This window comes from Frankia sp. CgJB1 (assembly GCF_977947065.1).
The window spans coordinates 1-12395 of sequence record NZ_CDWTNB010000121.1; the positions used below are offsets into that span (position 1 = coordinate 1).

10 protein-coding genes and 2 pseudogenes are annotated in these 12395 nt (G+C 72.1%); 6 read left to right on the forward strand and 6 right to left on the reverse strand.

Going from position 1 to position 12395, the window contains the following annotated elements; genetic code table 11:
• The 5 genes and pseudogenes from allB to AC08OT_RS14080 all read right to left on the reverse strand — a co-directional run.
• Positions 1-847 (reverse strand): allantoinase AllB (allB, locus tag AC08OT_RS14060; RefSeq protein WP_476602896.1); only part of this gene is annotated, 847 nt, incomplete at its 3' end.
• A pseudogene (pucD, locus tag AC08OT_RS14065) lies at positions 844-3181 on the reverse strand (xanthine dehydrogenase subunit D). The gene allB and the pseudogene pucD, both read right to left, overlap by 4 nt.
• A 132-nt stretch (positions 3182-3313) precedes the next feature.
• Positions 3314-3826, reverse strand: a pseudogene (locus AC08OT_RS14070) ((2Fe-2S)-binding protein); the annotation flags it as partial.
• Positions 3766-4653 (reverse strand): FAD binding domain-containing protein, encoded by an 888-nt coding sequence (locus AC08OT_RS14075; protein WP_476593370.1) that lies wholly within the window; start codon positions 4651-4653, stop codon positions 3766-3768. The pseudogene AC08OT_RS14070 and the gene AC08OT_RS14075, both read right to left, overlap by 61 nt.
• 388 nt (positions 4654-5041) lie before the next feature.
• Positions 5042-5623, reverse strand: coding sequence for an adenine deaminase C-terminal domain-containing protein (locus tag AC08OT_RS14080; protein ID WP_476593368.1), 582 nt, complete (start codon positions 5621-5623; stop codon positions 5042-5044).
• A gap of 311 nt (positions 5624-5934) precedes the next feature.
• On the opposite strand from AC08OT_RS14080, the gene AC08OT_RS14085 reads away from it, so the two are divergent.
• Positions 5935-6342 (forward strand): hypothetical protein, encoded by a 408-nt coding sequence (locus AC08OT_RS14085; protein ID WP_476593367.1) that lies wholly within the window; start codon positions 5935-5937, stop codon positions 6340-6342.
• Positions 6343-6987: 645 nt separating this feature from the next.
• On the opposite strand, the gene AC08OT_RS14090 is transcribed toward AC08OT_RS14085, so the two are convergent.
• The gene (locus AC08OT_RS14090; RefSeq protein ID WP_476593366.1) at positions 6988-7140 is read right to left on the reverse strand and encodes a hypothetical protein; all 153 of its coding nucleotides are present in this window, start codon (positions 7138-7140) and stop codon (positions 6988-6990) included.
• Between the two features lie 442 nt (positions 7141-7582).
• Between AC08OT_RS14090 and AC08OT_RS14095 the strand changes: the two genes are divergently transcribed.
• The 5 genes from AC08OT_RS14095 (at position 7583) to AC08OT_RS14115 (ending at position 12294) form a co-directional block, all read left to right on the forward strand.
• Positions 7583-7885 carry an urease subunit gamma gene (locus tag AC08OT_RS14095; protein WP_476593365.1) on the forward strand — a complete coding sequence of 101 codons (303 nt, stop codon included), beginning with the start codon at positions 7583-7585 and terminating at the stop codon, positions 7883-7885.
• Entirely contained in the window at positions 7882-8262 is a 381-nt protein-coding gene (locus AC08OT_RS14100; protein WP_476593364.1) for an urease subunit beta, read from the forward strand. The genes AC08OT_RS14095 and AC08OT_RS14100 overlap by 4 nt, the downstream gene beginning before the upstream one ends.
• Positions 8259-9986, forward strand: coding sequence for an urease subunit alpha (locus AC08OT_RS14105; protein ID WP_476593363.1), 1728 nt, complete (start codon positions 8259-8261; stop codon positions 9984-9986). The genes AC08OT_RS14100 and AC08OT_RS14105 overlap by 4 nt, the downstream gene beginning before the upstream one ends.
• A 373-nt stretch (positions 9987-10359) precedes the next feature.
• Positions 10360-11226 carry an urease accessory protein UreF gene (locus AC08OT_RS14110; RefSeq protein WP_476602897.1) on the forward strand — a complete coding sequence of 289 codons (867 nt, stop codon included), beginning with the start codon at positions 10360-10362 and terminating at the stop codon, positions 11224-11226.
• A 3-nt stretch (positions 11227-11229) separates the two neighbouring features.
• Positions 11230-12294 (forward strand): urease accessory protein UreD, encoded by a 1065-nt coding sequence (locus AC08OT_RS14115; RefSeq protein ID WP_476594221.1) that lies wholly within the window; start codon positions 11230-11232, stop codon positions 12292-12294.
• Positions 12295-12395 lie beyond the last annotated feature (101 nt).

Consider the following 12395-nt stretch of genomic DNA (forward strand, 5'->3'; position numbering starts at 1 on the left):
CCTCGGCCGTGAAGGTCAGGTAGTGCGGGCACGTCTCCACGGTCATCGGCAACCCCGCGTCCCGCGCCGCGAGCACGTCGTCGAGGGCATCGGCCGCCGCCAGATGCAGCACGTGCAGGCGGGCACCGGTGGCGGCGGACAGCGCCGCCAGCGCGGCCACGGCCTCGGTCTCCGCGGCCGGCGGGCGCGACGCCAACCAGCTGGCGAAGGCCCGCCCCACGGTGGGAGGTGCCACGGCGAGAACGGAGGGCGCCTCGGCGTGCACGACGGTGAGGGCCCCCATCCGGGCGGTACGCCGGGCGGCGGCCCCGAGGACGTCCATCGAGACGTGCGGGAACTCCTCGACCCCCGACGGGGCCAGGAAGGCCTTGAATCCGAAGACTCCGGCGCCGTGCAGGGCGGCCAGATCATCGAGGTTGCGGGCGTCGGCGCCGATGATGCCGCCCCAGAAGCCGACGTCAACGGCAACCTGGCCGGCCGCCACCGCGCGTTTGGCGGCCAGCGCGGCGAGCGAGGTCGTCGGCGGAACAGAGTTCAGCGGCATGTCGATGATCGCGGTGACACCACCGGCCGCGGCGGCCCGGGTCGCGGTCGCGAACCCCTCCCACTCGGTCCGCCCCGGTTCGTTGATGTGCACATGGGAGTCGACCACGCCGGGAAGCAGAGCCAGGTCGCCGAGGTCCGTGACCAAGGTCCCGGGAGGGGTCTCGTCCGCGGCGGTGATCGCGGTGATCCAGCCGCCCGCGACGTGCACGGCTGCCGGGCGCTCGCCCCCGGGCAGCACGACCCGCCGTGACCATAGCACCTGTGGCCGCTCCGGCAGGACGTCCGCGGTGGGCTCGTTCATGCCGCCGGAACACCTTGTCCCGGCGTCGTCGGGGGCCCGGTCGTCGGAGGGATGGCGACGAGGTCCTCGGGTCGCACCGGAACGCGCCGCAGGTCCCGTCCGACGGCGGCCCGGATCGCCGCGATGATCGCCGGGGTCGCGGTACAGGTAGGCGCCTCCCCCACGCCCTTCACCCCGTAGGGCGCATCCGGCTGCGGATGGGTGACGGCGACGAAGTCGAGGTCCGGGACGTCGGCGATGGTCGGCAGCAGATAGTCGTGAAACGTGGGGTTGACCACCATCCCGTCCACCGTGACCAGCTCCTCCATGACGGCGAGGCCCAGCCCCTGGGCAGTGCCCCCCTCGACCTGACCACGCAGCGCCAGGGGGGTTGAGCACCGTACCGCAGTCCTGGGCCAGCGCCATCGACACAACCCGCACGAGACCGAGGTCCACATCGACATCGACGACCGCGCGGTGCGCCGCGGCGGCGAAGGCCACGTGCGGATCGCCCTGTCCGTCGGCGTCCAGCGCGGAGGTACGCCGGTGGTGGAAGGTGTACTCCGCTTCAATCGGCCCGTCGGCCAGCGCCTCGGCGAGCGGGACCCGCAGCCCGGCCTCCACACCGACGATCTCCCCGGCGTTGATGGTCAGCGTCCGTCGAGGTGCCTCGACGACCTCCGCGGGCAGTCCCGCGACCCGGGCGACCCGGGCGAGCAGGCGATCGGCGACCGCGGCGCAGGCTCCGCGCACGGCGCCTCCGCTCATCCAGGTCTGCCGGGACGCGCTGGTCGATCCGGCGCTGCCGACCGCGGTGTCCGCAGGCGCCAGCACAACCTGTTCGACGCCGAGCTCGGTGCGGGCGATCTGCCCCGCGATCGTCACGAATCCCTGACCCATCTCGGCACACGCGCTGTGCAGCCGGGCCCGCACCGTTCCGTCCTCAGCCAGCTCCAGGCGGGCACGGGCGACGGAGGAGTCGTCCATGCCCTCCGAGAAGAGCAGGTTCTTGTAGGCCAGGGCGTAGCCGACCCCCCGACGGACCCGGCCCGGTTCGGCCGCGGCCGGTCGGCCGCCGGGCAACGCGGTCACCGCGACATTCGCCGGCATCGCCGGCGGGAGCGGACGCGAGGCCACCGCCTCGATGACCTCCCGCGCCGGCAGCGGTGCGCCCATCACCTGACCGGTGGGCAGCACATCCCCCGGTCGGACGGCATTGCGGACGCGCAGGCCCACCGGATCCATGCCGAGGGCGTCGGCCAGCCGATCCATCTGGGCCTCGTGACCGATGGTCACCTGCGGCACCCCGAACCCCCGCATGGCGCCGCACGGGGGGTTGTTGGTCCGCACGACGACTCCGTGCAGGTGGGCGTTCGGGACCCGGTACGGACCCGCGGCATGGGTGACCGCGTTCGCCAGCACCGCCGGCGAGGACGACGCGTAGGCACCGCCGTCCAGCACCAGCCGCGCCCGCACGCTGACCAGGTTCCCGTCGGCGGTGGCGCTGTGCTGGAACCACATCCGGGCCGGATGCCGGTGCGGATGGCCCAGGAAGGACTCGACCCGGTCGTAGGCGATCCGCACCGGAAGCCCCGTAGCCCGGGCGAGCAGGGCGCCGTGGATCTGAAGGGTGACGTCCTCCCGGCCGCCGAAGGCACCCCCCACACCGGCCAGGGCGAGCCGGACGAGCTCCTCCGGGAGACCGAGGCAGGCCGCGATCTGCTCCCGGTCCGAATGCAGCCACTGGGTCGCCACCCGCATGTCCACTCCACCATCGGCGGCCGACATCGCCAGGGCCGCCTCGGGAGCGAGAAACGCCTGGTCCTGCATCCCGACGAGGTAGTGGTCCTCGACCACCACCGGGCCGAGCGCGTCGGGATCGCCGTGGCGCAGCTCGATCTCGCGGTACAGGTTGCCCGCCGGATGCAGCGGCTCGGCATCCGGCTGCCATACCCGGTCGGGGTCGGTCGAAGGTGCCAGCGGCTCGTAGTCCACCTCGATCGCGGCGAGCGCCCGGCGCGCGGTCCGGACGTCGACCGCAGCCACGGCGGCGACCGGTTCCCCCGCGTACCGGACCTCGGTCGCGGCGAACACCGGCTGGTCGGCGACGATCAGCCCGTAGGTGGCCGTGCCGGGGACATCGGCGGCGGTCACCACCCCCACGACGCCGGGCAGCCGGCGCGCGACGCCGACGCCGACGCCGACGCGCCGGATCCGCGCCCGGGCATGGGGCGATCGCAGGGTGCGGGCATGCACCATCCCCGGAACACGCAGATCACCAACGTAGGAGAAGCTACCGGTCACCTTGTCCGGCCCGTCCGGACGACGCACCGAACGACCGATCCCCGGACTCATCGGCCCACCCCCCCGGCGGGGCGGAGCAGGTGTATCCCCCGAAGGCAGGGTGCCCCGCTCAGCCTGCACTGTTCTGATGGCAGCGAGTATCCGGCCGTAACCGGTGCACCGGCAGATGTTGCCGGCCAACGATTCCCTGATCTCCTCCTCGTCCGCATCCGGCCGCCGGGTGAGCAGGTCCGTCACCGCGACCACGAACCCTGGGGTGCAGAAGCCGCCCTGCACGGCGCCCTCCTCGAGGAACGCCGCCCGCACGGCCCTGGCGGGTCCCGCCGTCCTCAGACCGGTAACGGTGATCACCTGGGCGTCGTCGGCGTCCGCGGCGAGCACCGTGCAGGACGCCACCAACCGGCCGTCCAGGAGAACGGAGCAGGCACCGCAGCGCCCCTGCTCGCACGCGTCCTTCACCGAGGTCACCCCGATGACGTCCCGCAGGACGGTGAGCAGGGAGTCCCCGATCCAGGCGCCGGCCACCGTGTGCAGGAAGCCGTCGACATGGAGGTGATACGGCGCGACGACACCGTCGTCCGGCCAGGACGACCCGGCCGGCGGTCCGGCCGGGACCTCCCCCGCGAAACGGGCGGTCATGGCCGGGCGTCCTGCCCGGCTCCAGGGTCCACCGGCGCCCCCGCGGCATCCAGGCATCGGGTGAACGCCCGGGCGGCCAGCACGCCGGCAGCATGCCGGCGGTAGTCGGCGGAGACCCGCGGACCCGCCGCGAGCTCCGGCCCGGCCCGCCAGACCGCTTCGCTCACCAGCTCACCGAACCGGCGGGCCGCCGACGAGGACGCAGCCCCTGCGGACCAGTCCACCTCGTCGTGTGCGAACCGCTCGGCGACGGTTATCCGGATCGGCAGCCGACCCACCCCCCCGATCGCGCAGGCCAGTCGATGGCGCATCCGGTCGACGAGGACGGCGCACGACACCAAAGCCTGGTAGGCGGCCTGCCTGCCCCCGATCTTGAGATAGCTCTGCGGTCCGGCCGGCCGCGGCAGCCTTACCGCGGTGACCAGGGCGTCGGGGGCGAGCCCGTCGGCGAGGAACGCGGGCAGCGTCATCCGGCCGGGTCCGCGCGGCGAGGCCACGAGGATCTCGGCGTCCGCGGCGGTGAGGAAGGTGAGCAGGTCGCCGGTGGGACGTGCCGAGCCCAGCGCGCTACCGACCGTGCCGAGGTTGCGGACCTGCGCGGAACCGACCACTCGGGCGGCGAGGGCGAGGCCAGGCGACAGTGACCAGCCCGCGAGATCGGTGTAAGTCACGCCCGCACCGACGGTGAGCGAATCCGCCCCGGCGCCGCGGACCCGCAGTTCCAGAACCCGGCGCAGGGCGACCACCGCTCCCGGCCGACGCTCGCCGGACCGGAGAGCGGGGACGAGATCGGTACCGCCGCCCAGCAGATCGACCGCCCTGCCGGAGTCACGGGCGGTGGCCAGCATCTCCACTGCCTCCCCTACCGTGCGTGGACGGAACATGACGGCCGTCGCACCGCTAGTCGTCACAGCGGCCTCCCCCGCCCGATCCGACCAGTGGTCCGACCAGTGGAAGGAAGCACGGGAGGGGACGACGCGGGAAGCCGGCCGGCGGCCCGAGGGTCGGACAGGCAGGCGGACGAACGCTGCATGAGAACCGACCATAACGGCGGAAGGTTACGTGGATGTTCATCGAGACGGACGCTCAGTGACGTAGTTCTGATCTTGCTTGGCGGCGGCGTTCATCACCTCACCTGCGCTATCTCACCTGCGTTATCGCCAGCTTCCACCCGCACCGACCCAGGCCGACACCCCAACCATCACTCAGCGTTACCTTACCGATGCTGGCACGAACTGCGGAGAGGGAGGCGACAGGTTTGAGGTGGACATGTCAGGGCCGGGTGTAGAGGGCGCAGCCCCATCCGGCCAGCGTGCGCAGCGGGAACGGCAGCCGGCAGCCGAAATCGGCTGCGGCCGTGTCCACCGCGGCCAGCTCTCCCAGCACCGCCTCCCAAGGCGCGTCACTCATCACCCCGAGCAGGGGCAGCGCGCACGCCGCCCGCACCCAGCCCTGGTCGACCACCACATAGCCCCCGCCCATGCCCTCGAGGGCCCGGGCGGCGGTCACCATGTCGTCGTCCCGTGCCCCGACGACGATCAGATGCCCCGGCGGCTCCGCCGTCGTGACCGCGAGCGCGCCCCGGGTCAGCCCGCACCCGCGGAGCATCCCGACGTCGATCTCGTCCGAGGAGCCGTCCCGACCGAAAATTGCGATCTTGAGAAGGTCCCGGGACGGATCGGCCACCGCCCAGCCGTCCCGCAGGGCGGGTTCCACCCGCACGGTACGGAGCCCACGCGGGCGGGAGAGGTCGGAGACCTGGCCCGTCCCGGTCATCCGCAACGCCCGCGCTGGTCCACCGACGGGCGGCGCCGTCCCCGGGTCGCGAGGGGGATCGACGCTCACCACGACCACACTGGCATCTTGCCGGTGGGACCGTCGCAGGCCGGGTGATGTGAAGGAGCCGGCATGCAGGTTCGCCGGGAGTCGTGTCCGGCCGGTGGCCCAGGCGGGCGAGATGTCGAGGTTGTCGAACAGGGGTCGGCCGCATTCCGCCCAGGGAGGAGACGACCTGGAGATCGGCGAAGCGGGTGGGCGCGATCGACCCCAGGGTGGGTTCCAGATCGTGCCTGCGGGCGGGGAGCAGGGAGAACCGCCGGATGGCGTCGATCTGGCCCATCCCCCGACCGACCGCAAGTCGCACGTCGTGATCGAGATGCCCGATCGTGGCGAGCTCCGCGACCGATCTGGCCCTGCCCCGGACCGGCTCGGCCCCGCTGTCGGCCGCCCGCAGCAGACCGCCGGCCTCCGTGGCGGACGACTTGATGGGCGCCGCCCCTACCGAGGACAGCGCGGTCAGCGCGGAGGCGGGCGGTATCGGAGGCACCTCGACGACCGGGGCGGCGGGCGCCCCGGTCCCGGGAACCTGCCTCCCGGGAACCTGCCCCGCTCGGACCAGCACCCGCAACGGGGTCGAGGATCCCGTCACCAGATCCACACCGCGCAGACCGCCCAGCGCGACCAGGACGGCCGGGTCGGTCACCAGGGTGGCGGTTCCCCGCGGGACGATCAGGCGAGCCAGTTCTCCCGGAGTGAGCAGCGTCTCCTCGACGCGCAGGCCGGCGTCGACATAGGCCGGCAGGACGAATCTGCCGGCGGCGTTGAGCGAGCGCCGACCCGCCAACGTTCCCGGCTTCGTGACTGCGGCGATGTAGCACCCCACGATCAGGATGTCCCGCGCGGCCACGGCACCGCTGTGGACGGCGACGACAAGCCCACCGCGTACGACGAGGTCGGCCTCCTCCTCACCCGCGGCCACCCGACGCAGTCGAGCGAGCTGTGCCTCGGACGGATGCAGCAGGTCCGCGCCGACCACGGGTACCTGCCCGGTCGGACCAGTAGCCGCCGCCGGATCACGCGGGTCGGCCGCGGGAGCGGTGGTGGAGGAGGTCGTGTTCGACGCCGCCGTGCGGGCCGGGGTCGCCGATCGGTGGGGCGTGGCAGAGGAGACGGTCGGCTGGGGCGCCCGTCCGGACACCGTCATCAGCCGGAGTCCCCGACTGGAGCGTTCGGCGTTCATGGCGGCCTCTCGTCTGCCGGTCAGCACCGAGGCTGCACCCGATGGCGGCACGCCCGGAAGGGGATCACGTATGACCAACGGCGAAATCACCCCCATTACTTCCTTTACTCCAGAACAAGCCGGGTGCCCCCGGATCCGGCGGACCAGCACCGCCCGCCGGGAGGGCGGCGATGGCGTGATTGTTGTTTGCCACGTGTCATTATCCGCCATGCGCCGGAGCCGGCCGGTAACGCAGGTGGAACACCATGTTGACCAGAGACGGGAAGAACACGGCGATCCCGGCGATCATGCCGACCGCGGCACGGCCCCGCCCGAAGACCAGTGCGAGCAACCGAACCCCTGTCAGCCTCATCCCGGGCGCACCTCCACCTGCCGGTCGGTCCGACCGGCCCGAGCGGTTCCCCGGACGTTAGAATTCGTAATGAAGTAATTAATTCAAGCCAATATGCGTCTTCGCAGGTCACGGGCTCGCGAGGACTCCGAAGTGAACAAGTTATTTCATTCCGAATCCTTAGAAAGGAGGCGTATCGGTCCCATCGCGCCCGGGTGAATTACCAGTAACTCCATTCTTGCTGTTGACGAAACCACACTCCCGCGGCGTTCCCGGCAATGTCGGGACGGAAACCTGGACGAAACTTTTCTTGGGTTTCGGGAGTGTCGCCGTTCACCTGACCGTCACATTGCACCCCGATATGCCCGACGAGCATCGGGGCCGGAGCGTCACCGGCATGTCGTGGACCGCGCCGAACCGAACCGGGCCGACGGCATTCCCCGGCCTGCTAGGCTTCGCATTCGTGCTGCTGAGCCCCCATGAACAGGAACGACTGCTGATCCATGTGGCGGCCGGGCTCGCCCGTGAACGGCGAGCCCGTGGGCTGCGGCTGAACCATCCCGAAGCGACCGCAATCATCACCTCGTTCCTGCTGGAGGGCGCGCGGGACGGTCGCAGCGTCGCGGACCTGATGAGCGCCGGGCGAACCGTGCTCACCCGGGATGACGTCATGGAGGGCGTGCCGGAAATGCTCGGCGAGGTGCAGGTCGAAGCCACCTTCCCGGACGGCACCAAGCTGGTCACCGTCCACCGGCCGATCCCGTGATCCCCGGGGAGATCCTGACCGGCGACGATCCCGTCGAGATCAACGCCGGACGCCCGGTACGCACGGTGCTGGTCCGTAACACGGGCGACCGGCCGGTGCAGGTCGGCTCGCACTACCACTTCGCCGCGGCGAACCCCGCTCTCGACTTCGACCGGGCGAGTGCCTGGGGCCACCGGCTCGCGGTGCCCGCCGGCACCGCGGTCCGCTTCGAGCCCGGCGTGGAACGCGAGATCGAGCTGGTGCCGCTGGCCGGCACCCGGGTCGTGCCGGGCCTGCGGCCGGAATCGGCCGGCCCGTTGGACGCCGCGAGCGGCACCCGGATTGCGGACACCGCGACGATCGAGGACATATCGGGCTTTCAGGGAGAGGGTTCGTGAGCCGACTCGACCGCCCCCGCTACGCGGCGCTGTACGGCCCCACGGCCGGCGACCGTATCCGGCTCGCGGACACCGACCTGTTCATCGAGGTGACAGAGGACCGCAGCCGCGGGCCGGCGGGCACCGGGACCGGCGACGAGGCCGTCTTCGGGGGTGGCAAGGTCATCCGTGAGTCGATGGGACAGTCCCTGGCGACCCGCGCCGAGGGTGCGCCCGACCTCGTCATCACCGGTGCCGTCGTTCTCGACCACTGGGGTGTGGTCAAGGCCGACGTCGGGATCCGCGACGGCCGGATCGTCGCGCTGGGTAAGGCCGGCAACCCGGACACGATGGACGGCGTCCATCCCGACCTGGTGATCGGGCCCGGCACCGAGATCATCGCCGGTAACGGAAAGATCCTCACCGCCGGCGCGGTGGACTGCCACGTCCATCTGATCTGCTCACAGCAGGTTCCGGAGGCGCTGGGCGCCGGCATCACCACGCTGATCGGCGGCGGCACCGGCCCGGCCGAGGGCACGAAGGCGACGACGGTGACGCCCGGATCCTGGAACCTGACGCGGATGCTGTCCGCGCTGGACGACTGGCCGGTCAACGTCGTCCTGCTCGGCAAGGGCAACACGGTCAGCGACGAGTCGATGTGGGAACAGCTGCGCGCCGGGGCGGCCGGCTTCAAGCTGCACGAGGACTGGGGGACGACGCCGGCCGCGATCGACGCCTGTCTGCGGGTCGCCGACGCCGCCGGCGTCCAGGTTGCGCTGCACTCCGACACCCTGAACGAGGCCGGCTTCGTCGAGGACACGCTGGCCGCCATCGCCGGCCGGGCGATCCATGCTTACCACACCGAGGGGGCCGGCGGCGGGCACGCCCCGGACATCATCACGGTCGCGGCCGCCGGCAACGTGCTGCCGTCATCGACGAATCCGACCCGCCCGCACACCGTCAACACCCTCGACGAGCACCTCGACATGCTGATGGTCTGTCACCATCTCAACCCCAGCGTGCCCGAGGACCTGGCCTTCGCCGAGAGCCGGATCCGGCCGTCGACGATCGCCGCCGAGGACATCCTGCACGACCTGGGCGCGATCTCGATGATCGGTTCGGACTCGCAGGCGATGGGCCGGATCGGCGAGGTCGTCCTGCGTACCTGGCAGACCGCGCATGTGATGAAGCTCCGGCGCGGGTCCCTGGCCGGCGACGATCGGGCCGACAACGCCCGGGCCTGGCGCTACATCGCCAAGTACACGATCTGCCCGGCGGTGGCGCACGGCCTGGACGCAGAGATCGGCTCGGTGGAGCCCGGCAAGCTCGCCGACCTGGTGCTGTATGATCCAGCGTTCTTCGGGGTGCGGCCGTCACTGGTCCTCAAGGGCGGGTTCATCGCCTGGGCCGCGATGGGCGATGCGAACGCCTCCATCCCGACCCCGCAGCCGGTGCTGCCCCGACCGATGTGGGGAGCCGCCCGTGGTCCGGCCGCCGCGTCGTCGTTGGCCTTCGTCGCCCCGGCGGCGATCGAGGACGGGCTGCCTGGACGGCTGGGGTTCGCCACCCCGGTGGTGCCGGTCGCGGATGTGCGCCGCCGCGGCAAGGCGGATCTTCCCGAGAACACCGCGACACCGGACATCCGGGTGGACCCGGACACGTTCACCGTCACGGTGGACGGTGAGGCGATCGAGGCGGATCCGGTGAGCGAACTCCCGATGGCCCAACGCTACTTCCTGTTCTGACGGCGGCTGTCCTTATGATCGCTCCTGCTGTGGGATCCGGAGCGTTCGCACTCCCACTCGTGGTCGTCGTTGTCCCATTCGGCGTAGTAGCCGGCCTGGCAGCGAGGCTTGGGCGGCCGGTCCTGGCCGCAGGAGGTCAGAACGGGAGACAGTGCGACCGCCACCAGCGTCACACCGGTCACGCGGGCGCGTAGGCGTCCGCGTCTCGACCGTGATCCAGACCATGATCCAGGCATCTCCCACCTCTTTCGGGGTCCGCCGAAGGGCTCCCGCCGAACGGGATGCCATCGCCGGCCTTGCTCGCATGATTCGGCGCTCGCGTGATCCGGCATCGACCGCCGGTGGCGAACTCTTCCACACCAGGGTGGGCAGCATGACGGACTTGTCGTCCGAACGACGGATGGACTTCGACCACACGACACCCGGTCATGACGGCGGAGCCTCGTGTGACAGCGATATCGCAGGTGAGGGCGATATCGCACGGGACGGCGGGACCGGGGACGAGGCTGGTCCGACCGGGCGATCCGGACGGCGGGCGACGCTGCTGGTCCTCGCGGACGGCCGGATGCCCACGGGAGGTCACGCCCACTCGGGCGGTGTCGAAGCCGCGGTGACGGACGGGAGTCTGGCAAACCTGGCCGACCTGGCGGCGTTCCTCGTCGGACGGCTCACCACGACCGGCCTGGTCGCCGCGGCCTTCGCGGCCGCGGCCTGCCGGGCCGGCACGCAGCCAGGTCCCGCGACGCGGGCGCCACGCACCGACCACGTCCCCGCCGCATCCGTCACCCCCGCCGCCCCCATCGCCACCTTGGACGCCGAGCTCGACGCCCGGACGCCCTCCCCCGCTCAACGCGATGCGAGCCGGGCTCAGGGGCGCACGCTGCTGCGAGCGGACCGGGCCGCCTGGCCGATGCCGCCCGGTCCACGTGCACCGCACCACCCGATCGTACTAGGCATGGTCGCCGCGGGCGCGGGTCTGCGTCCCTCGGACGCCGCTCTGGTCGCCGCCCACACCACGGTCACTGGACCCGCGACCGCCGCGACCCGCCTGATGGGGCTGGACCTCCTAGCCGTCACCGCCGTGCTCGCCCGGCTCGCCGACGAGGTCGAGGCGATCGCGCTGGCCGGTGCGGAGGCTTCCCGACGCCCGCCCCGGCTGCTTCCCGTTGTCACCGGCATCCGCCTCGATCTCCTGGCCGAACGGCACCGCACCACGGCGCTGCGGATGTTCACGTCCTGACCGGTGCCCGCCGGCTGGCACCATGGCAGCCATGAGACGGGGGTCATCCTGGGCGGGGTCGCGGCCGGGCCGGAGGGCCCTCTCGTCACGGCCGCCCGAACGGGCCACACGGCCGTGCGGGCACGGGCCGTCATCCGGGTCATGCCGGCTCCGGACGGCACGGCGAGGCTCACCGAGTTGCGCTCCGACGTGCCGGTCGTCCTGTGCCAGACCGGAGCATCCCCTGGTCGGACTAGGGCCTCGTCTACGGTGCCCGCGATATCCGCGCGGGCCGTCGGCTCCACCCGGCCGGGCGGTTCGACCCGGCCCGCCGTCCCGTCGACCGTGGTTGCCCCGTTCGGGCAAGGGCCCGCGGACGCGTTGCCGACCGTGACGGTTCACCTGGTCAACGCGGCCGCCGGACCGCTGGCGGGCGATGATCTGGGACCCGACATCTCCGTCGGCAGCGGGGTGCGCCTGGTGGTGCGTTCAGTGGCCGCGACGGTGGCCCTGCCCGGTCACGGGCCCGGGCCGTCCCGCTTCACCGTGTCGGCGCGGGTGGCCCCGGGTGGCGCGCTGGACTTCGCGCCGGAGCCGACCGTCGCGGCGCGAGGCTCGGACCATCTCCTGGTGACCGATGTGTACCTGGCGGCCACGGCCTGGCTACGGCTGCGCGAGGAGATCCTGCTGGGCCGATTCGGGGAGACGACCGGATCGATACGTAGCACCCTGCGGGTGGACGTGGACGCCCACGCGGAGGTGGATCCGCCATCCGAACCGATCCCCCTGCTGCGCCAGGATCTCGTCCTCGGTCCCGAGATACCTGGTCTGACCGGACCAGCCCTCCTCGGCTCGGCTCGTGCCGTCGGGTCGCTCCTCGTCGCGGGGCCCGATCCGGTGGGCTCTCCGGCGGCCCGGCGGGAATCCGTGCCGGCGGAGAGCGCGGGGTCCGGCGCGCAGGCGGCCGTCGCGGACGGGGTGGCACTGCTTCCCCTGGCCGGTCCGGGCTATCTCATCTCCGCGCTCGCCGAGGATGCGGTCACTCTCCGCCATCGCCTGGAACGAGGGCCGGCTCCTGCCACGGTCTGACCCGGGCAGGCGGTCAGACGCGGACGGCGGTGCCGTAGAGCCGATAGAACAGCGCGACCGCCTGTTCTGCGCGGGCCCGGCGGTTACTGTCGGTCCAGGCC